At 65.5% G+C, this 24,923-nt stretch carries 26 protein-coding genes; 14 read left to right on the plus strand and 12 right to left on the minus strand.

Annotated elements, in window-relative coordinates; translation table 11 throughout:
• Positions 1-99 precede the first annotated feature (99 nt).
• Both gcvPB and gcvPA read right to left on the minus strand, forming a co-directional pair.
• Complete coding sequence (gcvPB, locus tag HWX69_RS13145; protein ID WP_178917541.1) at positions 100-1,533, minus strand: aminomethyl-transferring glycine dehydrogenase subunit GcvPB; 1,434 nt, start codon at positions 1,531-1,533, stop codon at positions 100-102.
• Positions 1,530-2,858, minus strand: a complete 1,329-nt coding sequence (gene gcvPA, locus HWX69_RS13150) for an aminomethyl-transferring glycine dehydrogenase subunit GcvPA (RefSeq protein ID WP_178917542.1) — start codon at positions 2,856-2,858, stop codon at positions 1,530-1,532. The genes gcvPB and gcvPA overlap by 4 nt, the downstream gene beginning before the upstream one ends.
• 164 nt (positions 2,859-3,022) lie before the next feature.
• Between gcvPA and HWX69_RS13155 the strand changes: the two genes are divergently transcribed.
• Both HWX69_RS13155 and HWX69_RS13160 read left to right on the plus strand, forming a co-directional pair.
• On the plus strand, positions 3,023-3,412 hold the full coding sequence (locus HWX69_RS13155) for a universal stress protein (RefSeq protein WP_178917543.1): 390 nt from the start codon (positions 3,023-3,025) through the stop codon (positions 3,410-3,412).
• Entirely contained in the window at positions 3,409-3,678 is a 270-nt protein-coding gene (locus HWX69_RS13160; protein ID WP_178917544.1) for a DUF7553 family protein, read from the plus strand. The genes HWX69_RS13155 and HWX69_RS13160 overlap by 4 nt, the downstream gene beginning before the upstream one ends.
• A 78-nt stretch (positions 3,679-3,756) precedes the next feature.
• Here HWX69_RS13160 and HWX69_RS13165 read toward each other — a convergent pair whose 3' ends face one another.
• The 3 genes from HWX69_RS13165 to HWX69_RS13175 all read right to left on the minus strand — a co-directional run bounded on the left by HWX69_RS13165 (position 3,757) and on the right by HWX69_RS13175 (position 8,045).
• Entirely contained in the window at positions 3,757-5,061 is a 1,305-nt protein-coding gene (locus tag HWX69_RS13165) for an ornithine cyclodeaminase family domain (RefSeq protein ID WP_178917545.1), read from the minus strand.
• Positions 5,062-5,261: 200 nt separating this feature from the next.
• Entirely contained in the window at positions 5,262-7,598 is a 2,337-nt protein-coding gene (locus tag HWX69_RS13170; protein ID WP_178917546.1) for a S8 family serine peptidase, read from the minus strand.
• 63 nt (positions 7,599-7,661) lie between these two features.
• On the minus strand, positions 7,662-8,045 hold the full coding sequence (locus HWX69_RS13175; RefSeq protein WP_178917547.1) for a hypothetical protein: 384 nt from the start codon (positions 8,043-8,045) through the stop codon (positions 7,662-7,664).
• Positions 8,046-8,173: 128 nt separating this feature from the next.
• Here HWX69_RS13175 and HWX69_RS13180 point away from each other — a divergent pair, with 128 nt between their 5' ends.
• The 6 genes from HWX69_RS13180 (at position 8,174) to HWX69_RS13205 (ending at position 14,209) form a co-directional block, all read left to right on the plus strand.
• Positions 8,174-8,626 (plus strand): RDD family protein, encoded by a 453-nt coding sequence (locus tag HWX69_RS13180; RefSeq protein WP_178917548.1) that lies wholly within the window; start codon positions 8,174-8,176, stop codon positions 8,624-8,626.
• A 167-nt stretch (positions 8,627-8,793) separates the two neighbouring features.
• A complete protein-coding gene (locus tag HWX69_RS13185) occupies positions 8,794-9,486 on the plus strand; it encodes an SOS response-associated peptidase (RefSeq protein ID WP_178917549.1) in 693 nt (230 codons plus the stop codon).
• Positions 9,487-9,552: 66 nt separating this feature from the next.
• A complete protein-coding gene (locus HWX69_RS13190) occupies positions 9,553-11,130 on the plus strand; it encodes an MmgE/PrpD family protein (protein WP_178917550.1) in 1,578 nt (525 codons plus the stop codon).
• On the plus strand, positions 11,127-12,038 hold the full coding sequence (locus tag HWX69_RS18390; protein ID WP_178917551.1) for a diacylglycerol kinase family protein: 912 nt from the start codon (positions 11,127-11,129) through the stop codon (positions 12,036-12,038). The genes HWX69_RS13190 and HWX69_RS18390 overlap by 4 nt, the downstream gene beginning before the upstream one ends.
• A 105-nt stretch (positions 12,039-12,143) precedes the next feature.
• A complete protein-coding gene (locus HWX69_RS13200) occupies positions 12,144-13,328 on the plus strand; it encodes a PAS domain-containing response regulator (protein ID WP_178917552.1) in 1,185 nt (394 codons plus the stop codon).
• Between the two features lie 173 nt (positions 13,329-13,501).
• Positions 13,502-14,209: a fumarylacetoacetate hydrolase family protein gene (locus HWX69_RS13205; RefSeq protein ID WP_178917553.1), complete on the plus strand. Its 708-nt coding sequence runs from the start codon at positions 13,502-13,504 to the stop codon at positions 14,207-14,209.
• A gap of 6 nt (positions 14,210-14,215) precedes the next feature.
• Here the strand turns inward: HWX69_RS13205 and HWX69_RS13210 are convergent, their stop codons facing one another.
• Positions 14,216-14,647, minus strand: coding sequence for a universal stress protein (locus HWX69_RS13210; protein WP_178917554.1), 432 nt, complete (start codon positions 14,645-14,647; stop codon positions 14,216-14,218).
• 102 nt (positions 14,648-14,749) lie between these two features.
• Here HWX69_RS13210 and HWX69_RS13215 point away from each other — a divergent pair, with 102 nt between their 5' ends.
• Together HWX69_RS13215 and HWX69_RS13220 are read left to right on the plus strand one after the other, a co-directional pair.
• Positions 14,750-15,100, plus strand: a complete 351-nt coding sequence (locus HWX69_RS13215; RefSeq protein ID WP_178917555.1) for a helix-turn-helix domain-containing protein — start codon at positions 14,750-14,752, stop codon at positions 15,098-15,100.
• Between the two features lie 71 nt (positions 15,101-15,171).
• Positions 15,172-15,462, plus strand: coding sequence for a DUF7521 family protein (locus HWX69_RS13220; protein WP_178917556.1), 291 nt, complete (start codon positions 15,172-15,174; stop codon positions 15,460-15,462).
• A 171-nt stretch (positions 15,463-15,633) separates the two neighbouring features.
• On the opposite strand, the gene HWX69_RS13225 is transcribed toward HWX69_RS13220, so the two are convergent.
• Positions 15,634-15,837 (minus strand): hypothetical protein, encoded by a 204-nt coding sequence (locus tag HWX69_RS13225; protein WP_156708015.1) that lies wholly within the window; start codon positions 15,835-15,837, stop codon positions 15,634-15,636.
• A 63-nt stretch (positions 15,838-15,900) separates the two neighbouring features.
• Positions 15,901-17,094 carry a redox-regulated ATPase YchF gene (locus HWX69_RS13230; RefSeq protein ID WP_178917557.1) on the minus strand — a complete coding sequence of 398 codons (1,194 nt, stop codon included), beginning with the start codon at positions 17,092-17,094 and terminating at the stop codon, positions 15,901-15,903.
• Positions 17,095-17,238: 144 nt separating this feature from the next.
• On the opposite strand from HWX69_RS13230, the gene HWX69_RS13235 reads away from it, so the two are divergent.
• Positions 17,239-17,385, plus strand: coding sequence for a hypothetical protein (locus HWX69_RS13235; protein ID WP_178917558.1), 147 nt, complete (start codon positions 17,239-17,241; stop codon positions 17,383-17,385).
• A 16-nt stretch (positions 17,386-17,401) separates the two neighbouring features.
• Positions 17,402-17,746, plus strand: a complete 345-nt coding sequence (locus HWX69_RS13240) for a hypothetical protein (RefSeq protein WP_178917559.1) — start codon at positions 17,402-17,404, stop codon at positions 17,744-17,746.
• A gap of 27 nt (positions 17,747-17,773) precedes the next feature.
• On the opposite strand, the gene HWX69_RS13245 is transcribed toward HWX69_RS13240, so the two are convergent.
• Together HWX69_RS13245 and HWX69_RS18300 are read right to left on the minus strand one after the other, a co-directional pair.
• Positions 17,774-18,034, minus strand: a complete 261-nt coding sequence (locus HWX69_RS13245; protein ID WP_178917560.1) for a hypothetical protein — start codon at positions 18,032-18,034, stop codon at positions 17,774-17,776.
• Between the two features lie 93 nt (positions 18,035-18,127).
• The gene (locus HWX69_RS18300) at positions 18,128-18,250 is read right to left on the minus strand and encodes a hypothetical protein (RefSeq protein WP_281361577.1); all 123 of its coding nucleotides are present in this window, start codon (positions 18,248-18,250) and stop codon (positions 18,128-18,130) included.
• A gap of 120 nt (positions 18,251-18,370) precedes the next feature.
• On the opposite strand from HWX69_RS18300, the gene HWX69_RS13250 reads away from it, so the two are divergent.
• The gene (locus HWX69_RS13250; protein WP_178917561.1) at positions 18,371-19,468 is read left to right on the plus strand and encodes a thiamine pyrophosphate-dependent dehydrogenase E1 component subunit alpha; all 1,098 of its coding nucleotides are present in this window, start codon (positions 18,371-18,373) and stop codon (positions 19,466-19,468) included.
• A 54-nt stretch (positions 19,469-19,522) separates the two neighbouring features.
• Positions 19,523-21,091 (plus strand): spermidine synthase, encoded by a 1,569-nt coding sequence (locus HWX69_RS13255; RefSeq protein ID WP_178917562.1) that lies wholly within the window; start codon positions 19,523-19,525, stop codon positions 21,089-21,091.
• Between the two features lie 6 nt (positions 21,092-21,097).
• Here the strand turns inward: HWX69_RS13255 and HWX69_RS13260 are convergent, their stop codons facing one another.
• Together HWX69_RS13260 and HWX69_RS13265 are read right to left on the minus strand one after the other, a co-directional pair.
• A complete protein-coding gene (locus HWX69_RS13260; RefSeq protein WP_178917563.1) occupies positions 21,098-23,515 on the minus strand; it encodes a DUF2298 domain-containing protein in 2,418 nt (805 codons plus the stop codon).
• Positions 23,516-23,584: 69 nt separating this feature from the next.
• Positions 23,585-24,919: a hemolysin family protein gene (locus HWX69_RS13265; RefSeq protein WP_178917564.1), complete on the minus strand. Its 1,335-nt coding sequence runs from the start codon at positions 24,917-24,919 to the stop codon at positions 23,585-23,587.
• Between the last annotated feature and the right edge of the window lie 4 nt (positions 24,920-24,923).

The following is a 24,923-nucleotide window of genomic DNA, read 5'->3' on the forward strand; positions in this document are numbered from 1 at the left end:
ACAGCCGACTTATAAATCATATATTGCGATAGCAAATCGCCCGATTCGCACAGAGTCGCGACTGTGGACGGCGGCTTCGAGTGACAAAAAACGGAGCGGCTATTCGTCGTCGAGCGCCTGCCACGACAGCCGTGGGTCCCGTGCGGCCGACACTTGGTCGATTCGGCGGGCTGCCGTTCGTTCGGGGGCAGCCTCCAGCGTCTCGATGTCGTCGGCCCGGGCGGCGTTGAACGCCGCGGCGAGTTGGTCCAGCGTTCGTTTGTTCTCGATTTCGGTCGGTTCGGTCATCAGCGCCTCGCCGACGATTTCTGGCCACTTCGTCGTCGGCGGGTGGACGCCGTAGTCGAGCATCCGTTTCGCCACGTCGGCGGCGTCCTGTTCGCCGGCCGAGGCGACGAACTCGTGGTGGAACGGCCCGAACGGCACCTCGTAGTCGACCATCTCAGCGAGGTAGTTGGCGTTGAGGACGGCCTTCGCGGAGGCGTCGGCCAGCCCCTCGTCGCCGAGGCGGGCGATGTACGCGTAGGCCTTCACCGCAACGAGCCAGTTGCCCTGATAGCCGTGGACCTTCCCGATAGAGTTCTCGGGAGCGTACAGTTCGTATCCACCATCGGATTCACGCACGTGCGGATCGGGGAGGAACTCGGCCAACTCCTCGACGACGCCCACCGGTCCCGCTCCGGGGCCGCCCCCGCCGTGTGGCGTCGCGAACGTCTTGTGGACGTTGTAGTGCATGATGTCGAAGCCCATGTCGCCCGGTCGACCGTGGCCGAGCAGGGCGTTGAGGTTCGCACCGTCGTAGTACAGCAGACCGCCGGCGTCGTGGACCATCTCGCTGATTTCGGTGATGTCCCGCTCGAAGAGGCCGAGAGTGTTCGGGTTGGTGAGCATCAGCGCGGCGGTATCCTCCGTAAGAGCTGCCTCGAGCGCTTCGAGGTCGACGCGGCCGTCCTCGCCGGAGGGAAGCGTCACCACGTCGTAGCCCGCCAACGCCGCCGACGCGAAGTTCGTCCCGTGAGCCGAATCGGGGATGACGACCTCGCTGCGGTCGTCGTCCCGGGATTCGTGATATGCTCTCGCGATGAGAATCCCGGCGAACTCGCCGGCGGCGCCGGCGGGGGGCTGTAGCGTCACCGCGTCCATCCCACCGATGACTCCGAGATACTGCTGGAGTTCGTACTGAAGTTCGAGCGTTCCCTGCGTGCTCCGCTCGGAGCGGTCCGGGTGGACCGACGCGTCGGCGACTGCGGCCACGTCCTCGGTGAACTTGGGGTTGTACTTCATCGTACAGGAGCCGAGCGGGAACGGCCCGGAATCGACGCCGTAGTTCATCTCGGAGAGTCGCGTGTAGTGGCGGGCGAGTTCGGGCTCCGAGAGGTTCGGTAGTTCGAGTTCATCGCGCGTGAGGTCGTCAGGCAGCGCCGAGTCGACGGCGACGGATTCGGTGTTCTTCTCGGAGAGCAGCGGCTCGTAGGTGTCCTCGTCGTCGGTCCACCGCGCCTGGTCGTAGCCGAGCGGCGACTCGTCGGTCATCGTGCAGCCTCCTCGAAGGCGGCGACGAAGCCATCGATTTTGGCCTCGTTGGTTTCGGTCACGCAGACCTGCAGTTCGTGTTCGCTGACGACGTGGACGGCGTAGCCCGCGGATTCGAGGTCCGCGGCGACCGCCGACGCGGGTTGGTCCGTTCGGGCGACGAACTCCCGGAAGTGGTGGCGGTCGTGGACCGGCGCTTTCACTCCTCGAATACCGTTGAGTCGGTCGGCGAGGTCACGAGCGAGGGTGACACAGTCCTCCGCGAGGTCGAGTAAGCCGTCGGGGCCGAGCCACGCGACGTGCATCGCCGTCCGGAGGGCGACCCACGCCTGATTCGTACAGATGTTCGAGGTCGCCCGCTCCCTCCGGATGTGCTGTTCGCGGGTCTGGAGGGTGAGCGTGTAGGCCCGGTGGCCCGTCGTATCGTCGCTGGCGCCGACGAGGCGGCCGGGTACCTGCCGGAGGAATTCCTCTCGGCAGGCGAAGACGCCGAGCCCCATCCCATAGGCGGCCGGCAAGCCGAGCGTCGCGGCGTCGCCGACGACCACGTCTGCGCCGACGCTGGCCGGTTCCTGCAGCAAGGCGAGTGCGACCGGGTCCGAGCCGAGAACGAACAGCGCGTCGTTGTCGTCGGCCAGTTCGCCGACCGTTTCGAGACCTTCCTCGATAGTGCCGCGAACCGTCGGGTTCTCGGCGTAGACGAGCAGCGTCTCCTCGTCGACGGATTCGGCCAGCGTCTCGCGATCGACGTTGCCGTCGTCCATCGGATAGGTGTCGATAGTGATGTCGTGACCGGCGATGTAGTTCTCCAGCGTGCCGCGGCGGCCCGCCGACAGCGTCTCGGGGACGACGACGCGGTCACCGGAGGTTTCACGGACGCGGACGGCGAGCGTCGCCGCCTCGCCCAACGCCGTCGCCGCGTCGTACATCGAGCAGTTGGCGACCGACAGACCGGTCAACTCGACGAGCATCGACTGATATTCGAACAGCGCCTGGAGGAACCCCTGTGCGACCTCGGGTTGGTACTGTGTGTAACTCGTCAGGAACTCCGAGCGCGCCGAGAGGTGGTCGACCATCGAGGGGACGTAGTGGTCGTAGTGACCGCGTCCGAGGAACTCGACGAGGTCGTCGTTTTTGGCGAGCGTGTCCTCGACGAGTTCGCGCGTCGCCTGCTCGCTGCGGGCGTCGATGTCGAACTCGCCGTCGAATCGAACGTCGTCGGGGATGTCGAAAAGTGCCTCCTCGCGGTCGACGCCGACCGCCGAGAGCATCGCCTCGGTTTCGGCCGGCGTGTGGGGTGCGTAGGGGCTACCGTTGGCTGTCATGGGAAACTGAGCGTACACGCCCTTTCGGCGCATGGCTAATGATAGCCCCGGTTCGGCTGCAGTAAACTGCATACTCTGGTTCGAGAAGCCCAGAATATATGCACGAACATGTATCCATAGGTCAGCGGACGGTTTTAATAGGGTACCGGTCGTCGTGGATGCACATGACGACGTTCCTGGCAGCGACCGACAACGAGGCGACCAGCAAACGACTCCGGCGGTACCTGAAGAACCGAGTCACCGACGACGACACGGTGTACGTCGTCAACTCCCTGAAAGGTGGCGACAGCACGTCCGACCGGGACGTCCTCGACGGAAAGGAGGCCGCCGAGGAACTCACAGAGTCGATTCCGAACGCCGAAACTCACCAGCTCGTCCGGGGGAACGATCCCTCGACTGACATCCAGAAGTTCGTCGACCAGTACAACGTCGACGAAGTAATCCTCGGCATCCGACAGCGGAGCAGGACCGGGAAAATCGTCTTCGGCTCCACCGCACAGGACGTGCTGCTGACCTCGGACGTGCCGGTCGTCGCCATCCCACTCGACTCATGAGCGCGGACGAACTCCAGTCGGCGCTCGACGCGCTCGAAGCCGCCCGCGACCTCGCCGACGGCGACGCCGAACAGCGACTCGACCGCATCGTCGAGAAGGTGTCGAAGGCGCTCGACGCCGGACGACAACTCGACCACGGCGCCCTCGCACGAATGGACCGGACGCTGGACGAACTCACAGACGAGACGACCGACGAGACGGCAGACGCAGTCGCCGACGCGAAAGCAGCGCTGATAACCTACCGGGAAGGCGTCCCCGGCGCGTAGAATCATACGGGTGTTGTAGTCTTTTATCAGTCTACTCCAGTGTGGGCGATGACCGGTCGATCGTTACAACAACCCGTGTCAGTCGTCCAACTCGACGGCGCCTTTCTCAAGCAGATTCTCCGCGAGGATGGGCACGAACGTCCCGATGTCGGTGACCATGCCGACTGCCTGTGCCGACCCGCGGTCGAGCAGTTGGGTCACCGTCGCCGGGTTGATGTCGACACAGACGACCCGCGTCGTCGACGGCAGACAGTTGCCGACGGCAACGGAGTGCAGCAGCGTCGACAGCATCAACACCATATCCGCCTCGTGGGCCTGCTCGCGGATGGCGTTCTGGGCCTCAATGGCGTCGGTGATGGTGTCCGGCAGCGGGCCGTCGTCCCGAATCGACCCCGCGATGACGTAGGGCACGTCGTTCTGGACGCACTGGTACATGACGCCGGATTCGAGGAGTCCGTCCTCGACGGCTTCCTCGATGCCGCCGGCGCGGATGACCTCGCTGATGGCGTAGATGTGGTGTTTGTGGCCGTGGCGGGCGTGGTCCAGCGTCTCGGTGTTGACGCCGAGTGACGTACCGTAGAGGTCACGCTCGATGTCGTGGACGGCGAAGCCGTTGCCGATAGAGAGATAGTCGACGTACCCTTCTTCGACGAGCGAGGCGAGGTCCTCCCGAGCGCCGGAGTGGATGAGCGCGGGGCCGGCGACGACCAACACGTCGCCGTCCTCGGCTTTTGTCTCCTCGATGGCTTCGGCGATCTGCTCGATTGTCGATTCGGAGGGGCGTTCACTGGAGATGCCGCCCTGCATGAACCCGAAGGCACCCTCCTGACTCCGGGGCCGTTCCGGCGGTTGGACTCGAATCCCGGCCTCGCCGGTGACCACTCGGTCGCCCTCCTCGATGGCGTTGAGAACCTTCGTGTACGCGCGGACGCCCGAATCGGATCCGTCTCGTGGCTCGTCGCCGCTCGACCCTTCGGAGTCGCTACGCGACTCCCGCTCTTCGACGATGACCGCACAGTCCATCTCGATGTGTTCGACGTCGACCCACTCGCCCTCGTATCGAATCTGTGTGGGGTGGTTCGTCGTCGAGTAGAAGCCGTGTGGGACGACCTGGTCTTCGGGGGCCGGTTCCAGTTTCGCGTCGTTGGGGTCGGCGAGGTTCGCCCCGTTCTGGTGGAGTTCGTGGACGATGCGCTGGAGGTCCTCCTCGGTATCGGCGGTGACGAGCATGCGGGCGTAGGACTCCTTGTCCTTGTGGCGGCCGATGTCGAACTCCTCGACGTCGAAGGAGCCACCGTGGTCCATGACGATACCGAACGCAGCCTGCATCATCCCCGAGTCGATGATGTGGCCCTCCAACTCGACGACGCGAGAGACGCTCATATCGGTGCGTCGGTTCGGGTCGATAAGTCGGTTGTGGGTGAGGAGCGAGATGTGGGTGGAATTTGGGTAAACACTGATACGTCGGTTGATACTGAGTACCAGTGGGTGTGAGTGGGACCGACCACTTCGACACCCGGAACGGAGGCATCCCTGTCCCCGCTTTTGCGGCAAAATAACGGAAAGAGCGACGGCTCCAGACCCTACGTCGACTGTCCGATGACCACCACGTCGGTCGTCCCGCCGAACGTCGTCTCCCCGGAGCCACGTTTCTCCTCGGGGACTGCCCACGTCTCGACGGTGGCCTCGGCGGCACCGAAAGTGTACGGCCCGCTCGCTTGGACGCCCTCAGGTGCCTCGATGAAGTAGGTGAACTCCACCGAGCCGTCGTCGAGGTCGGATGCGGGGACGGTGCCGAAGTCGACAGTTCCGGCATCGTCGTCGACAGATTCGTAGCTCCCGCCGTATTCGAGGAAGTTCCACTCCGAGGGGAACTGGTCGACGACGCGGACGGAGTCGGCGGCCTCGGTGTCGAAGTTCCGGAGCGTTACCGTGACGCGAGTGGCCTGTCCACCTGTGAACACCGAGGCGTCGTTCTCCCGACTGCCGCTGGCCGTCAAATCGAACGTCTCGGGCGGTTCGACCGATTCGACGTCTTCGACCAGCGCGTCGAGTCCGGTGTCGAGGTCAGCGACCGTGAGACCCCCGGCCAGCGCCTCGGCCGTCTCGATGGCTGCCTCGGCGTCGACGGACCCGGCACCCGTGTTCGTGACGCTGTAGTCGGGATTGAAATCAGCCGCACTGTGTTCCAGCACGCGGATGAGGTCGATGGGGGAGAGTTCCTCGCCACCGCTCTCGGCGCGGTAGGCTTCCTGGACCAACATGGCGATGCCCGCTGCTCCGGGGCAGGACATCGACGTCCCCGAGAGGCGACCGTAGAACGGTTCGGCGTCGCCCGTCTCGCCCAGCGGCCCGAGCACGTCGGCTTTGTCCTGCGTGCTCAACACGAGGTTGCCGTGGGCGCTGATGCCGGGGCGGAACAGGGTCAGCGGCCGAGCCTCGCTCAGGTCGCCGTCGGCCTTCTCGTACTGTTCGTACTCGATGGTGTACTCGGCGGTGACGGCGTCTTCCGGTTCGAGTTCGACGAGGTAGGTGTTCCCGCCGTCGATATCGACGGTGAGCGTGTCGTGTTGCTTCAACGGTTCCTCCCGTGACTGGGCGATTTCGACCCACTCGCCGTTCTGTTCCTCGTAGACGCGCATCCGGACCCACTGGCCTTCAGGGTCCAGTGTCAGCGTCAAATCGACGAGGTCGACGTTCCCGAAGGTTTCGAGCCGCTCGTAGGCGGAGCCGGTGTCCTCGTCGACGGCGGCCGCGCCCGGACTGGTGTTGACTCCGGGGCCAACGGTGCCGGTGAACGTGCCGCTGTCGACGGTTGCGTGGGAACCGCTCTGAATGGCGTGGAACTCCCGGAGGTTCCGGAGCAGCTGTTCGCGGTTGTAGAACGTGTCGTCCTCGACCTCACGACCGCGCGAGGAGAAGTTCGTAATCGAGCGGTTGTTGGCGTTGTCTCCGGGCGAGATGGTCTTTTCGGCGGCGCCGACGCCGAGGACGTGCGGTGCCTTCGCAAAGCGGTTGCCCGACCCGAGGTCCGGCCCGTCGTTGCCGTAGGAGAACACGGGGAGGACGCCCTCGGTGAACGCCTCCCAGGTGGCGACGTTGACGGGGTCGTTCGGGTTGTAGACGTTGTTCCGGGAGACGCCGTAGGAGTTCGACACCACGTCGGGGTCGAACTCCGGTTCGGTCCGGATTCGGCCGAGGAGGTGGTCCCACGCCGCGACCACGTACGGGAGGTAAACTCCCTGAACGACCGCGTAACTCGTGATGGTCGCGTCCGGGGCCATCCCTTCGTAGGAGCCGTTGACGCCGCCCTCACCGTTGCCGGCGACGATGCCCGCGCAGTGTTGGCCGTGGCCGACGGTGTCGGTGTCGCCGGGACCGGCATCGATCCACAGGGGGTCCCGCGGCCCGGTCGGTTCGTCGACGTACCGGAAATTCGCCTCTACGCGCTCGGAGCCGATACCGGGGTGGCTGGCGTTGAGTCCCGAGTCGATGACGACGACGTGGGCGTCCTCGCCGGTGTAGCCGAGGTCCTGGTGGACAGTCTCGACGGCCATCGACTCCCGGGAGGTGTCGTCGTTGTGCCACTCCAGTTGTTCGGAGCGCTTGACCCGCCGAACCGAGTCCCAGCCGGCGACGGTCTCGATTTGGGACGGTCGGAGGTGCGTCCAGGCGATACCGAGATGTTCGAACAGGCGGTAGCCTTCTTCGAGGTCGAGTGTATCGAGCCGTTCGGCGTCGTCGGCGGAATCGAAGACGACGAGCGCCTCCTGGAGGCCGCCGTCGAGGTCGAACTCCTCGTCGAGAATCGCAGTCGAGACCGTCGAGTTCGCCGCGGCCGTGCCTACGAAGGCCGCCGTCCCGGCTGCGATGCCGATACCCTTCACGAACGTTCGTCTGTGTATGCCGTCGTCGCTCATCGGTACCGACAACTCTCGAAGCCATACTTAATCCGATTCTGACAAACCCATCCAAAGGTCCGGTCACTCGCCTTTTCGCGCGACTGACCACGAGGAGTCCGTCGCATCGGTCAATCGGCGATACAGCCCGCGCAATCCCGCCGAGTCCGTCGCCGGGAGGACGTGGAACTCGACGGCACCGTCCCGGACCGCGACGCGGAACGTGTCGCCTGTGTCGTCGTCGTGGACGAGATACAGCGGCATCGGCAGGTCGAACCAGTCGCCGTACCGATACGGACCGGCGTCGAGCACCGACTGGACGAGTTCGACGAGTTCGCGGTCGTCGAAGTCTGCGGTCGGCCGCACCGAAAACACCGTCTCGCCTTCGTACTCGACGCCGCCGCCCCGCGGGTAGCGACGCTCGGGAGGCGTCGGAATGGCGAACGTCGGGTCGTCGTCGTCGGCCACGGGGCCGCTACGGCGGCTTGTCGTTTAAATTCGCGGGCGGAGTCGACTCGGCGGCCGGGTGGACCGAACCACCTGCGCCGAATCGGCTTCCTGTATCTTTATCCCCAACCGACGTGCACCGAACGGACATGGTAACCTTCGAACGGCCGCTTCCCGATTTGGGTACCGAGGGCGATGTCGTCGTCAAACGAATCCTCGCGTTTCTCGTCGACGCCATCGGGTTCGGTCTCTTGATAGGTATCGTCTCCGAGGTCCTGGCAGTGATTTCCGAGACTCTCGGTGTGTTAGTCGGCGGTCTCGGAACGCTCCTGTTTTTCATCTACTTCATCTACTTCGAGGCGGAGTACGGACAGACCGTCGGGAAGATGGTGATGGACATCGTCGTCGTCACCGAGGACGGCGACCCGATTACCTACCGCGATTCGGCCATTCGGACGCTGCTGCGAATCGTCGACGCACTGCCGTTCTTCTACATCGTCGGCCTCGTCGCCATCTACGTCACCGACCGCAAACAGCGGGTCGGTGACCTCGTCGCCGACACCATCGTCGTGAAGACAAAGCCGACGGCCGACAGACTGTAGCGGCCGACCCTTTTTATCGGATGCCGCGACCAGACCGCCCGTGACCTGAGAGAGGCCGGCGGTCGGTCGAGGCCGTAGCGTGGGACCCGCCGCCGGTTACGCATTCCCGCCTGTTCGCTAACTCCATCTCCGGCACCTATATCGAATCGGAGTCCGTAGTCGCGGTCATGTGTGGCCGTTACAGTCTGTTCACGCCACCGGAGGAACTCGAAGCCCGCTTCGATGCGACGTTCGCCTTCGAGTTCGAGCCGCGGTACAACGCCGCGCCGAGTCAACGACTTCCGGTCATCACCGGAGAGCAACCCGACGCCATCCAGCGGCTCGAATGGGGTCTCGTCCCGCGCTGGGCCGACGACCGGAGCGACGGCCACATCAACGCCCGCGCGGAGACCGTCGACGAAAAGCCCGCCTTCGCCGAGGCCTACGAGCAACGGCGCTGTCTCGTTCTCGCCGACGGCTTCTACGAGTGGGCCGACACCGGTGGCGGGAAACGACCCTACCGCGTCGCCTACGAGGACGACCGCCCCTTCGCGATGGCTGGTCTCTACGAGCGGTGGACGCCCGACACGCTCCAGACCGGTCTCGGGGAGTTCGACGGCGGCGAGAGCGGGTCGGCAGGGCAGGCCGACCCAATCGAGACGTTCACCGTCGTCACGACGGAACCGAACGGGGTCGTCGAGCCGCTGCACCACCGGATGGCCGTCATCCTCAGTCCCGACGAGGAGGGGGCGTGGCTCGACGGGGAGTCCGTCCCGCTGGACCCCGCTCCCGAAGACGGCCTCCGGTCGTACTCGGTCTCGACGGCCGTGAACAACCCCGCCAACGACGGCCCGGAGTTGGTTCGGGAGGTCGAGGGGTAAATCCGTGCCTCGGGGCCGGTCTGGGCCGGGCGAACGCCTAAACCGACGGGCGACGACTGGCCAACAATGACCGTCACCGACCGCCTACCGCTCGGCAGCGAGGAGGAAACGGAACTCGACCCGTTTCTGGAGCGTGCCGCCCGGTGGGCGACCGAGTTGGAGTACCGCGACGTGCCGCGTCCGGTGCGGTGGGCCGCACGCGCACAGTTGGTCAGCACCGTCGGTGCGGCGGTGTGGACGTGCTCTCACCCACTCGGCGAGCGAATCGCGACAGCGACCGAAAGCCACGCCGACGGTGACGCAACGTTCCTCGGAGGCGCAGATCTGTCGCCGGAGGGTGCGGCGGCCGGCAACGCCGCGCTGTCGATGGCGCTGGATTTCGACGACACCGTCCTCGGCGGCCACACCGGCCACAGCAGCGTCTTCGTCCCGCTGGCGTACGCCGAATCGACAGGGGCGAGCGGCGAGCGACTGCTCGTCGCACACGTCGCCGCAAACGAGGTGGCCGCACGACTGGCCGCCGCAGCGGCAATCGGCCCCTTCCGGGGGCAACAGACCGCCTACATCCACGCGGTCGCTGCCGCTGTGGGACGTGCGGTCATTGAGGGCGACGACGCCGAAACGCTGAGCGACGCTCTCGGGACCGCGCTGTTACAGCCACCGTGGCCGCTCGAATCGCCGTTCCTCGGGAGCGACGCGAAGGTCTGGAGTGCGAGCGAACCGCTCAAGAGCGGCATCGCCGCCGTCGATTCCGCACGCGCTGGGCTCTCCGGCCGTCCGGACCTCACCGAAGCCGACGAGGGGTTCCTCGATTCCTTCGCCGACCTTCCGCTTCCGGAGTTCCTGGAAGGGTTCGGCGAGCGTTGGCACACCCGCGCCGTGACGGTGAAGGGCGTCCCCGGCTGTGCGTACGTGACGGCGCCAATCGAGGCCGCACTGGAGGCTCGCGGGCGGTTCGACCGCGGCCGAACCACTATCGAACGCGTCGACGTGTACGGGTCGCTGTTCGCGACGGAGGTCGACGACCGCGCCTCGCCGTACCTCGACGGCCCGAACAGTCCCGTCTCCGCGCTGTCGTTTACGATTCCGTTCAACGTCGCGGTGGCGCTCATCGACGGAGAACACACGCCGCGACAGTTGGCCGGACGGGTCGGTGACGCCGATGTCTGGCGTTTGGCTGACCGGGTGTTCGTCCACCACGACGCGTCGTTTACGATGGCTGCATTGGAGTCCGAAGTGCCGGTGGGGGCGATGCTTCGCCGGGTCGGCGTGCCCGTCGTGGGGTACGCGGCGAAAACCGTCGGCGTCGGCGCGACGCTCCGGCACCTCCCGACGCTGCTGCGCTTCGCCCGCAAGCGGCCGCTCCCGTCGGACTTCTCGGACGCCGACAAGCGGATGGGCGCCCGCGTCGAGGTGACGACCACTGACGGCCGGACCATCGAGACGACGGTCGACCATCCGTCGGGATTCGCCGGCAAGCCGCTCGAAGAGATACGGGCGGTCGCCCGCAACAAGTGCCGTTCGGGGCTCGAAGCCGCCGGCGTCGGACCGTCCGATGCGACCCAACGGGTCGACGAACTGTTCGCCGTCGACAGCGTCCCGTCCGTCTCGCTGGAGGCGTTCGCCCCGGAGGGGTCGCCGTGAAACCCGAGCGCGTCGGTGCGGTCGTCAATCCCCAATCCGGTAGCGGGAAGGCGGCGGAGTTGTTCGCCGAACTGTCCGACCAGTTCCCCGGGGCCGAAGTCGATGCGATCATCACGACCGGCGCAGACGACGTTTCCACCGCGGCCCTAGAGCAAGCGAAATGGGCCGACCTCGTGGTCGCGATCGGTGGCGACGGAACTCTCCGTGAAGTGGCTTCGGCGCTCGTCGACGCCGACATCGAGACGCCGCTGTTCGTCGTCCCGGCCGGCAGGGGGAACTCCTCGTATCGGCATCTCTACGGCGATTCCGACTGGCGGAGCGTCGCCGCTCGGTTGGCCGACGGTGTCGAGACGCGGCCGCTGGAGGTCGGTCGAGCCGACACGACACCTCGAATCGCCCCGACGTACTTCGTGCTCGGATTTACTGCCGGACTGTTCCGGAGCGCACTCGGCTACGCCGAACGATTGCGACGACTGCCCGGACCGCTCGCGTACCTCCTCGCAACCGGATGGGCGACGCTGGCCGACGACCCCGTCGAACTGTCGCTGTCGGTCGGGGGCGACCCGATGTATCACGGCGCCGCACGTGTCGTCGCCATCGGCGGTGGCCGCTACCGCGGGAGCGACTTCGAACTGCTCCCGGAGTCCCGACGCGGCGACGGACTCCTCCATGCCCTCGTCGTCGAATCGGTCGGGCCTCGTGCGGCCGTTCGGCTCGCAAGGCGTGCCAGAGCGGGTCGGATAATCGACGACCCGTCGGTTCGATATGCCACGGGTGAGACCGCACGGCTCCGTTCGGAGGCGGGACTCCCGGTCGAACTCGACGGGACGCCCGTCTCGGAGCCGGTGACTGCGGCCGAACTCGCGGTGGTTCCAGAGGCACTGTCGGTCGCCTATCCCGCCGAGTGACTGTACCGGTATGTGTTTCATCCGACGATAGTCACCATAGAATTTATATCATGAGTGTATAATCCGTGTTCACAAATGGCGATAAATTCGACATCTGGCCCGGGTTTGAGCCTCGAGCGTCCGATATCGGTCGCGTGCGTCGACGACTACGCGGAACTGTGTGACCTCACTGCGGAGGGTCTCGAAGCAACGAGCTGCCGCCTACAAACGACCGCGATAACCGACCCATCGTCGGTAACCGACCGCCTCGCGGAGTTCGACTGCATCGTCTCCGATTACGAGATGCCCGGTATCGACGGCCTCGAGTTGCTCCGACAGGTTCGCGTCCTCGACGACGACATCCCATTCATCCTCTTTACGAGCGAAGGCTCCGAGAACGTCGCGAGCGACGCCATCTCGCTGGGCGTCACGGATTACATCACGAAATCGGGCGGTTCCGAGCGGTTTACCCGGCTTGCACACCGAATCGAGAGCGTCGTCGATGCACAGCGGGCGACCGAGCAGGTCGAACGAACACGGGAACAGGCCACGGAGGCCATTCGCACCGAACGCGCTCGGTTTAGAGCCCTCATCGAACACTCCCCGGCGACGGTGTGTCTCCTCGACGACACCGGTACCTTCCAGTACGTCAGCCCCTCGATGGAGGAGGTGACGGGGTTCGTGCCACGGGAACTCCGCGGCGAGAGCGCCTTCGATAGGGTCCACGCCGAGGACCGCGAGCGCGTCGAACGCGAGTTCGCAAAATCGCTGTCGAACCCCGACTACCGACCCACCGTCGAGTACCGCTTCCGACACAAAAGCGGCGACTGGCGGTACATCGAATCCCGAGGTGCCAACCGCCTCGACGACCCTGACATCGAGGGGTTCGTCGTCAACAGTCGCGATATAAGCGAGCGTCGCGAGACCGAACGCCGCCTGCGGCGAGAACGGGACCTCACCGACCGAATTCTCGAGGTAAGTCCAGCGCCGTTGCTCTTGATGGAGCGGGACGGCCACATCCGGCGTGCGAACGACCGGGCCGCCGAGGTGTTCGGCATGGAGCGACAGGAACTAATCGGTCTCTCACCGGCGGAACCGTCGGTGACCTTCCGGAACGCCGACGGGGAGTCGATTGCCGACGGTGAGTACCTCTGGGAGGTCGTCGCCGGCGCCGGAACCGCGATGCAGGGCGTCGACTGCGAAGCATCGCTTCCCAGCGGGGACTTCTGGCTGACCGTCAGCGCCTCACCGATGTCCGGCGAGGACCGAACGCTCGTCGTCGTCTCGGTCGACGACATCGGGCCGTTGTGATGACGACTGCTGATTTGAACGTCGGGGCCGCGTTTTAACAGGTAGATGCGTAGCAAACGAGTCGCTGGCGATAACACGGGCGTTCGCGAAGACAGCCACCGTCTCCATCGGCGACGTGACACGCCTCGACGACGATAACAACACGTAAGTCCGGGGCGGCCGGCGGCCCGAACATGAAACAGGCACGCATCGAGACGCCCGACGGCGTCCTCGAAGGCGAGTACGACGACGACGGCACCGTCCACACCGAAGAGGGGACGTACGAACCCGCTCAGTACGATTTGCTGGCGCCGTGTGAACCGTCCGTGTTCTACTGTGTCGGTCGCAACTTCGGCGAGAAGGTCGACCAGATGGACTACGAAGTGCCGGAGGTGCCGGACTTCTTCATCAAGCCCCCCGTCTCGCTGCACGCCCCCGAGACGCCGATTCCGTATCCCACCTTCACCGAGGAGTTGACCTACGCCGGCGAGTTGGCCGCCGTCATCGACACGGAGTGCAAGAACGTCGAGGAAAGCGAAGTCGACGACGTGGTGCGGGGCTACACCATCCTCAACGACCTCGACTGCCTCGATCAAGAGCGCCGCACCGCCCGGAAGGCCTTCGACTCCTCGGGACCGCTCGGCCCCGTCGTCGCCGACGTCGACCCCGTCGGCCTCGATATGACGACTCACATCAACGGCGAACTCCGACAGGAGGACAACACCGAGAACATGTTCATCAAACCACGAGAAGTGATTTCGTTCCTCTCGGAGCGCTTCACGTTCAAGCCGGGCGACGTGATTTCCTTCGGCAGTCCTGCCAACCCCGGTCTGTTGGAACGGGGCGACGAAATCGAAATCCACTACGAGGGAATCGGGACGCTGCGGAACACCGTCGAGTAGTTCGGCCTATCCGATATTGACGACGACGACGGGGCGTTCGGACTCCTTGACGACGCGTTCGGTCGTACTCCCCAGATGGAGGCGTTTCTCGCGGCCGGTCCGACCGTGCGTTCCGAGAACGAGCAAGTCGATGTCGTTGTCTTCGGCGTAGCGTAGAATCTCGCGATGAGGGACGCCCTCTGTGGTCGCGGTCGTGGCATCGATGTCCGACTCCGCAGCCCGGGCGGAGAGGTCTTCTACAGCCCCAGTCGCGTCGTCGGACAGTTCGGTCCGGACGGTCTCCTTCTCGTCGGTGTCGGCGGCCAAGACGACCCGACGGTCGACAATCGAGATGATGTGGAGGTCGGCGTCGTAGGCGGTTGCGGCTCCGATGGCGTGTTCGAGTGCCTCGGCGGCCCCGTCGCTTCCGTCGGTCGGCAACAGCACGGAATCGTACATGCAGGCCACTCCGATGGCCACCTACTTCAAACGGGCTGTCCCGGATTGGGGGACGGCGCGACCGTCGGAAACGTTTTTATTCTGCCCTGCCTGAGACGGATTGTGGCAGACGACCGTAGCATCGAGGATGTCCTCGATACAATCGGCGACCAACACGCACGGACGGTGCTGGCAGCGATTAGTCGTCAGCCCCGTTCGGCGAAGGAACTCGCCGAGGAGTGTGAGTTGTCGCTCCCGACGATTTACCGGCGGCTCGAACTGTTACAGGACCACGACCTCATCATCGAACAGACGGCCGTCGCCGAAGACGGCAACCACTACAACGTCTACGAGTGCAACTTCGACAGCACCGTCATCCAACTGGAGGACGACGAGTACAAGGTCCGCATCTATCGACGCGAGAACCTTCCGGACCGCTTCACGCAGTTGTGGGACGACCTCGGCGCCGAGTGAGACGACGGCGTTCGCGTCGACTCGGACTACCGGGTGGATGGTTTTAATACGACGGCAGGAATCCCCCGCACATGGTCGACATCCTGCAGGGCGTGTTGATTCTGATGCGACTCGTTCTCTTCGGACTCTCGCTCGGGCTGACGCTCATCAGCTTTCAGGCGTACTCCAAGCGGGGCTCGGACCGACTGCAGTACGCGTTCATCGGGTTCGCGTTCATCAGCATGGGCGTCGCGATGACGAACCTCACGACACAGGTCGGCGTGGGCGGTGACCTCGGCCGGCAGTTGTTCTACCTGCAAATCGCCGAGACAGTGCCGTTCATCGTCGGCTTCGCGATGATTTACATGTCGCTGTATCGCTAGCCACCCACTTTTTACTTCGTCGGGGTCGCTCACTACGCTCGCGACCCGCTCCTCGTAAAAACATGGGGAAAAACGACCCGGACGCTCCCTCCGGTCGCGTCCGGTGAAACGCCTCGCTTGCGCTCGGCGTATGCTTACAGAAGGGCCGAACCGGACGTACCAGCGAAAATCTCAGCGCCACTCCTCGACGACGGTGGCGCCGGAGCCACAGAACAGACACCGCTCGCCGTGTCGAAGCGCGACCAACTGTCGACCGCAGTTCAGACAGTGCAGCAGTTCGCGGTCGCCCGCCTCCAGTTCCGCGCGTATCTCGTCAGTCTGTGGCGGGATGGCGTGGTCGGGTCGCCGCAGGTTCCGGTCGCGTTTCTCGGGCACGTTCGTTATACGCACTCGACCGATAAGAACCTCTCTCCCGCAGCAACGGCCCCCCGCCAGCGGTCAGTTCGTCGTGATGAGTTCGACCACGTCGCGGTGGTCGAGTTCGTGGTCGCCGGCGATTTGCCGGCCGGCACGGCAGTCGACGCCGTGGAGCAGGCCGTCGCCGAGGTCCGAGTGGATGTGGTAGGCGAAATCCGAGGTGGTCGCATCCGGCGGCAACAGGAAACAGTCGGGAAGGATTTTGCCGTCCGCGGTGCCGAGGCCGCCCGAAGAGCCGGGGAACACCGCCAGCAGGTCGAGCGTGTCGAACAGCGCGGTCTCCAGTGCGGCTTGCACGCCGGTGCCGTCGTACTCGGCGGCGAACTCGGCGATGCGGTCGAGGCCGGCGGCCTGCTCCTCGGAGATGTCGCCGACTATCTCGAAGTCGGCGCTGCCGGGGACGTACTCGACGACGCCGTTCTCGTCGGCCGCCTTCAGCGCCTTCTCGGCGTGGGCACTGGCAGGGACGATGGTGAGATGGTCGTAGTCGGGGTCCGACGTGATTTCCTCGTAGTTGGCCTGTGCCTCGGGGGTGTCCATCTTGTTGGCGGCGATGACGATTGGTTTCGTCGCCTGTCGAATCTCTCTCGCCAGCGTTTCGCGGTCGTCGTCGTCCCACTCGCCGGGGTCGAAGCCACAACCCACCCGGCGGATGAGCCGTTTGATTTCGTCTTCGTTGGTTCGGAAGGCGGTCATCTGTTCTGCGAGTTCGACCTCGATGTCCGTCTCGGCGGTGTTGTAGGCGCCCTCGTAGCGCTCGATGCCGCGTTCGAGGATGTCGAGATACCACATGTCGAGTTCGTCTTCGAGGAACTCGATGTCCTCTCGTGGGTCGTGGCCCTCGGTGGGTTCACCCTCGGCGTCGGTCGTCCCCGAGAAGTCGACGACGTGGACCAACACGTCAGCCTCGTTGAGGTCGGTGAGGAACTGATTGCCGAGGCCGGCGCCCTCGTGGGCGCCGGGAATGAGTCCGGCCACGTCGACGAGTTTGACGGGGACGAAGCGCTCGCCCGCCCGGCAGAAACCCGAGTCGGGCGTACACGTCTCGTCGAACTCCGGGGCGGCACAGGGAACGCGGACGTACGCCTCGCCGATGGAGGGGTCGATGGTCGTGAACGGATACGCGCCCTCCGGCACGTCGTTCATGGTCGCGGCGTTGAAGAACGTGGACTTGCCGACCGAGGGCTTGCCGACGAGTCCGACCGTGTAGCTCATACAGTCGGTTGCTCGCTGGCGTTCAAGAGGGCTTCCATCGTCGCCGTCAGTGCGTTTCGGTGACACACTGCAGTCGATTTCGACTGACGATTCGACGCTCGATACCGAGCGGGGGTTAAATCGGACGTGTCCGCTACGGTGGGTATGGCAACGGACCACGCCACGGCCGTCGAGACGGAGGGCGTAGAGTCGGAGTCGGCCGCTTACATCTCGCCGACCGCCGATTTCCTCCTGTTGTTCGGTGCGACACTGCTCGTCGCGCTCACAGCCGCCGCCGTTATTACGCCCTGACTCGACAGGGCGCCCAGTGAGCGCCGACACGCCCGCCCGGAGCCCCTTCGAGTTGCTCGCCGACGCCGAGCGGCCGCTGTGGGTCGCGGCGGTGCTTCTGTACGGTGTCGGCGACACCGCGACGACGTTCTGGGGGCTCTCAGTCGGCGGAGCCGCGGAGGCCGGCCCCATCGCCGGGCCGTTCATCGACCTGTACGGCCCAGTCGCACTGTTGGGCCTCAAGGCGGTCGTGTTCACGCTGTTTTATTTGACGTGGCGCGTGTTGCGGACGCCGGGCCGGACCGCCGTCCCGCTTGCGCTGGCGGTCGTCGGCGGTCTCGTGACGACGTGGAACCTGCTGGTGTTGTCGGGGACGCTGTGACCGTCTCGGGCGCTGGAACAGGATGAATCAGTTCGCCCCGGTGTCGTCGACTCCCTGGCTGGGGGCTGGGTCGGCTACGATGAACTGCAGGAGGACGCTCACGACGAGGTAGCCGACGGCACCCACCAGTACGGCGAGCGCGATTTCGTCGGCCACTTCGAGGATTAGGTTCGTGTACGGGTAGCCGTCGGTCTCCAGTCGGGCGACGAACACCAAGGGGTACAGCGACAGGGGGATGGCCAACACGGCGGTACAGCGTCGAATCGTCCGTTGGAGGGCATCGGACATGGATGGGGGTCGGGGTCGGAAGTCAAAAAATCCTACCTCGGTAGCGACGAGGTCCGGCCTTCCGAGCGAGAAGTTCGCGTTGGGGGCGGCGATTCAAAGGACGAACAACACGATTTGATACAGCAATCCGAGGACGAACGCGGCCACGAGAACGGCCGACGAGGCCACGACGATGGGCGACAGTTGCTGTTCTTCCTCGACGATGTAGTCGGTCATACGCGTTCGGAGAGCGCCGGGCGGAAAAAGCGTTGCGTCACCGTCGGCGCAGTCGGCCGCTCCTGACAGCCATCTCACCGGATGGCGAACCGATATGACCCTCCCGGTGGAACGGGGGGTATGACATTCGGCTCGGACGACGAGATACACCGGCGACTCGATTCCGAGGGTCGACCGCTGGACGACGACTACGAGCCGCCGCTGCCCGATGAGCAGTTGGTGGAGCTGTACGCCGACATGCGGCTGGCACGGCACTTCGACGAGCGGATGGTCAGCCTCCAGCGACAGGGCCGGGTCGGCACCTACGCCCCGCTGGCTGGACAGGAAGGGTCCCAATTCGGGTCGATGTACGCCGTCGACGACGCCGACTGGATACTGTACCAGTATCGGGAACACGGTGCCGTCATCGACCGCGGGCCGCTGGCGGAGTACGTCCGTTACTGGATGGGCCACGAGTCGGGCAACGCCGCGCTGACCGACCACAACATCGCGCCGCTGAACATCTCCATCGGGGGTCACATCCCTCACGCGACGGGAATGGCGTGGGCGTCGAAACTGCAGGGCGACGACAACGCCATCGTCTGTCACTTCGGCGAGGGATCGACCAGCGAGGGCGACTTCCACGAGGGGCTGAACTTCGCCGGCGTCTTCGACGTGCCCGCGGTGTTCATCTGCAACAACAACGGGTGGGCCATCTCCCATCCCGCCGACGAACAGACCGCGAGTGAGTCCTACGCCGAGAAGGCGGCCGCCTATGGACTCCCGGGCGTCGTCGTCGACGGGATGGACCCGCTCGCGACCTACGAGGTCGTCGCTGAGGCGCTCGCGAAGGCGAAGGACCCCGACGCCGAGACGCGGCCGACGCTCGTCGAGGCCATCCAGTACCGCTTCGGCGCCCACACGACCGCCGACGACCCCACCGCCTACCGGGAAGACAGCGAGGTCGAACAGTGGAAGGAGTGGGACCCGATACCCCGGATGGAGACGTTCCTCAGAGAACGGGGCTCGCTCGACGAGGAACGCATCGACGCCATCGGCGAGGAGGTGCGGGAGACCGTGGCCGACGCCATCGACCGCGGGACTGACGTGGAGGCAAACCCCGAGGACCTCTTTGCGGATGCCTACGCCGAACCGACGCCGCGGGTCGAAGCGGGTCGGGAGTACCTCCAACGACTCCGCGAGGAGTACGGCGACGCGGCACTGGTCGACGACGAGTAACCGTCGCTTCCGCCTCGACAACCTTTATTCACGGAAAGCCGTACCGACTAACATATGGATTCGTTTCCGGGTCGGTCGTACGGTCGGGTGACCGCACCCGAACTCGCGGTGTTCGTCTCCGGTGTGGCGAGTATGGGACTCGAGATACTCGCCGGCCGAATGGTCGCTCCCCAGTTCGGCAGCAGTATCTACACCTGGGGAAGCATCATCGGAGTGTTCCTCGCGGCGCTGAGTCTCGGCTATCACTTCGGCGGCAAGCGCGCCGCCGAGCGAGCCAGCGTCAACCGTCTGACGTGGCTGTTGCTTGGAACTGCGGCCTACGTCGCGCTGTTGATTTTCGCCGGGGACCTGCTGTTGGCGGCGGGGTCGTCGTTCCCGTTACCCAGTCGGTTCGCCTCACTGCCGGCCATCACGCTGCTGTTCGGCCCCCCAACCTACCTGCTCGGCTTCATCAGCCCCTACGCCGCCGAGTTGTCGAACACGGAGAAAATCGGCGAGGCCTCGGGTCGGGTGTACGCAGTCGGGACCGTCGGGAGCATCCTCGGTGCCTTCGGGACCACCTTCTTTCTCATCCCGTCGCTCGGCATCGAGGCCATCAGTTTCCTGTTCGGTTTGCTATTGGTCGGGACGGCGCTGTCCATCTCGCTGCCGAGGATGAATCGCGAACCGCTGTTCGCCACCGTCGGCGTCACGGTGCTTCTCGTCGCCGCCATCGGTAGCGGCGCCGTCGGCGTCTCGACGGGCGGACAAGTCATCTACCAGACCCAGACGCCGTATCAGGAACTCGAGGTGGCCGACCTCGGCGACACCCGAACGCTGTATCTGGACGGCCAGCGCCACAGCGCGATGGACCTGAACGACCCGAACCGCCACGTCTTCGAGTACACGCGGTACTTCCACATGCCGTATCTGTTCGCGAAGGACCCCGACGACATCGATAGAGTGCTGTTCGTCGGTGGCGGTGGGTTCACCGGCCCGAAACGGTTCGCCGCCGAGTACAACGCCACCGTCGACGTGGTGGAAATCGACCCCGAAGTCATCGACGTCGCCGAGCAGTACTTCCGGGTCGAGGAGTCGGAGCAACTCAACATCCACAACGGCGATGGCCGGCGGTTTCTCCGGAACACGAACCACACCTACGACCTCATCGTCCTGGACGCCTACAAGAAGGACAAGGTACCGTTCCAGTTGACGACGGTGGAGTTCATGCAGTTGACCAACGACCGCCTCTCGGAGGACGGCATCCTGTTTGCGAACCTCATCTCGGCACCGAGCGGGCCGGCCTCGGAGTTCTACCGCGCCGAGTTCCGAACGATGGAGCAGGTGTACCCGCAGGTGTACAGTTTCCCCACCGCCGGGTCGAGCGTCGTCCAGAACATCGAAATCGTCGCCACGAAGAACCCCGAGCAGGTGACCGAGGCCGAACTCCGCGAACGGAACCGCCAGCGCGACATCGGCATCGACCTCGAGAGCGAAATCGGGAGCTATCGGAGCGACGAACCGACCGACGACGTGCCGATACTTAGAGACGACCGCGCGCCGGTCGACAGCCTACTGGACCCGATGGTCGGCCAGCGATACGTCATCGAGCAGACGGCACCCGGGAACGAGACGGCCGGCTGAACGCCGTCAGCCACTCCCGGAGTCGGAGAGCGCGGAGCCGTCGACCTCGTAGATAGTCACCGCCTCGTTCTCGAAGGCGACCGATAGCTCCGGCCGCTCGTCGAACGCCCGGAGGTTCTCGCCGTACTGTTCGCGCTCGTTGGGGCCGACGTAGACGTACTGCACGTCGTAGGTGCGGAGTGTCGCTGCGGCGTCGGACCACGGCCCGTCGTAGACGGCGTCGACCTCCTCGGCGCGGCGCTCGAAGGCCTCGACGCCGCGATACCCCTGCTGGTGGTCCCACCCGATGACCGACGGCAGGCCAGTCAGCGTCGAGGCGGGACTGCTCCAGCGGTACGTCGACCGACCCGGCGCCTCGACGATGGTCGGCGTCCCCTGCCGGTCGTCGAGCCAGTGAATGGCTTGCATCTCTTCGGCGTGCCAGCGTTCGTGGGTCGCCAGTCCGTCGATGGTCGCGTCCCGGTCGGCGGCCGCATCGGACCCAACCTCTCCGGCGAAGGTCAGGACGGCGAACGGACTGCTCAAGAGGATGACGGCGACGACCAACGTCCCGGCGATGACCGCCGAGCGCGTCGGTGTCGGCATCGAGGGAATCCGACCTGTTCCGTCTTTTGCCCCGCCGTCTGCGCGGGCGGCAGTGTCGGTCGATGCGTCGGCGGATTCGGTCGACAGTCGCTCCGCGAGATACTGACGAGCATCCGAGAGGACGAGCGCGCTCGCTCCACCCATGCCTGCCGCAGCGAGCGTCCACCCCTGGACGGCGACTTTCAGCGTCGTGTTCCAGCGAATCTGGGTCGGCGGCCACACCTTCGCGTAGACGATGTCCATCGAGAGGATGAGGCCGACACCAGCGACGAGCAGCAGGCCCTCGAAGCCGATTCGGTCCGTCCGGAGGAGCCACCACGCACCGAGCAACAGCGGGCCGGTGACCGCCAGCACTGCGAAGTCGACGACCCAGAGCAAGGCGGCGACGGCGGCCAGCCCCGACAGCGAGACGGCTGCGACGGCGACGGGCGAGGCATCACGAATCGCCTCGCGGCCGCTGTAGAGCAAGTAGCCGGCGAACAGCGCCAGCACGTTGCCGTAGATGACGAGGAACGGCCAGAGGTCGGTCCGCGGCGGGAGGAAGCCGACACCCTCGTTGGTCGGAACGTTGCCGAAGATGAGGAACGGCGAGGCCAGAGCGACGCCGACCAACCCGACGCCCGCCGCGAGGACGCCCGCGAGGACGATGCGCCACAGTTCGGCACCGAGCCATTCGAGGCGGTCGCCAGATTCGAGGTCGGCATCGAACGTCAGGCGGTCGCCGACGCCGGGGAGGAGCGTCGCCGGGTGGGCGTCAGCGGCAGCGAGTGCGAGCCACGCCAGTCCGACGACCGTCGGCAGCGACCACGTGTTCATGAAGCCGAAGACGCCCGCGACGAGTCCCATCCCACCGTAGACGAGGGCGAGACGCCGGCCGCGTTCTTCGGCTGGCGTCAGGTAGTAACTGAGCGCCAGGGCGGCAGCAAAGAGGATGTAACCGTTGGCCAGCGCGTGCCCGTGGAGGTCGGACTTCACGAAGGAGTACAGCGGGAACTCCTGGAGGGTGTTCGGGACGACGTAGCGGGTGTAGAACCAGCCCCACTCGAAGGGATTGCTCAGCCGAACGACGGCCTCCTCGTAGGGCATGTGCCGGACCGCATCGAAGGCGGGCCGGCCGTACTCGAGGGCGGTCTCGCGGGGAAGCAGGCCGAAGCCGAGGCGGACGGCGGTCGTCAGCGCGCCCGCGAGGGCGACGAAGAACACGCCGAGTGCGCCGCCGAGACGGTAGGAGCGACCGCGGAGCGCCGTCGCGGCACCGACGAGCCCGTACGCCGACACGACGAGGAAGCCGTAGAAGGCGGCGATGCCGAGGTTGAAGCCATACCGTGGCGCGGTGTCGGTCAACAGCGTGTAACTGGCGACCTGCATCTGGGTGCCGTAGTAGTATCGCAGCGGTTCGCCCGCGAACCAGAAGTCCTCGGGCGGAAGCGCCTCCGCTCGCAACAGCGCCTTCACCAATCCGAAGTGGAGGAACTGTTCGCCCCCGGCCGGCGTGATGCCTGCGTTGTACATCCGGAAGGAGACGAGAAACAGGAACCCGACGGCGAAGACGGCGTAGCCGCCGGCGACGGCGCGCCACTCCGGTTCGGCGCCGCGGCGATACGCTAGCGCCGACGCCGCGACGACGAGGCCGAGGCCGACGAGGACGGTGTGGAGGCCGAAGGTCACCTGTCCGATCCAGAAGACGAACAGGGCAAGCGGGACGACGGCCGCTGGGAGGGCCAGCGCCGCACCGCGACGCGGGAGCCGGGGGAAGGCGGCCGCCGCCAGCGGCGCGCCGACCGCGGTCAGCGCCGCGAACGCGACGAGCCATTTCAGGACGATAGCGAGTTCAAGCACGGGTACGTTCGGCCGCTCTTCGGGCGTAAACCTTCTGGATTTCGGGATGTACCGACCGGCGACGGGAGATCACTCCGTCGACGTATCCGGGTCGTCGGTCGTGTTCCTGATTCGGAGCGTCGAAATCCGGGCGCCGTCGACGCTCGTCACCTCGACGCCGTACCCGTCGGCCTCGATGCTGTCGCCGACCTCGGGAGCCCGCCCGAGACGATCGAGCACCAACCCCGCGAGCGTCTCGAAGCCCTCGCCTTCGAAGTCGGTGTCGAGTGCATCGTTGACGGCCGACAGCGTAACCGAGCCGTCGGCATCGTAGGTGTCGTCGTCGAGGCTGCGTATCGAGTGTTCACGTCCCTCGGCGTCGAACTCGTCTCGGAGGTCGCCGACGATGGCCTCGACGACGTCCTCGACGGTCGCGATGCCTTCGAGGGCCCCCCACTCGTCGATGACGGCAGCCATCTGTCGCTGTTCGTCACGGAACTGCAAGAGGAGGTCGTTGACCGTCGTCGTCTCCGGAACGACGACGATTTCGCGTGCGAGGTCGCCGGCGGTCGCCGACTCCGACCCGGTCTCGCTGGCGCGGAGCACGTCTTTCACGTCGACGAACCCGAGCACGCGGTCGGCATCGTCGGCCTCGACGACGGGATAGCGCGTGTGCTCGGCGTCGAGAACCATCGTCCGCAACTCCGACAACGACAGGTCGGCCGGAACGCTCACCACGTCCGGTCGCGGCACCATCACCTCCCGAACCACGGTGTCGTCGAGGTCGAAGACTCGCTCTATCATGTCGACTTCGGCCATCTCGACGTGGCCCTCCTCTCCCGACCGCATCAGTACGCGACGGATTTCACGCTCTTCGAGCGTCTCGTCGCTCTCGGAGGCCGGCGGGATGCCGAGCAGGCGGGTGAAGGCGTTGGCGGTGCCGTTGAACACGACGATGCCGGGTTTAAACAGGTAATAGGAGAGTTTCATCGGCGGGGCCAGCAACAGCGAGACCCGCTCGGCGTCGGCGATGGCGATGGTCTTCGGCGCGAGTTCGCCGAAGACGACGTGGAGGAACGTGATGAAACTGAAGCCGATCGCGAAAGCCACGAGGTGGATGAGACTCGCCGGCAGCAGTGATTCGAGAACCGGTTCGATGAGCGCTGCGACGGCCGGTTCGCCGATCCACCCGAGACCGAGCGAGGCGATGGTGATACCGAGCTGGGTCGCCGCGAGGTAGTCGTCGAGGTTCTCCATCACGTCCTGTAGGACGCCGGAACCGGCGCGTCCCTCCTCGGCCAGTTGTTCGACCGACGTGGACCGAACCCGGACGAAGGCGAACTCCGAGGCGACGAAAAAGCCGTTCAGGACGACCAGGAACAGAGCGAGGAGGACTCGCGCCGCGGAGAAGGCGACGTCTACCATCGTC

Origin of the sequence: Natronomonas gomsonensis (assembly GCF_013391635.1) — an archaeon.
In the GTDB taxonomy this organism is placed as follows: Archaea; Halobacteriota; Halobacteria; order Halobacteriales; family Haloarculaceae; genus Natronomonas; species Natronomonas gomsonensis_A.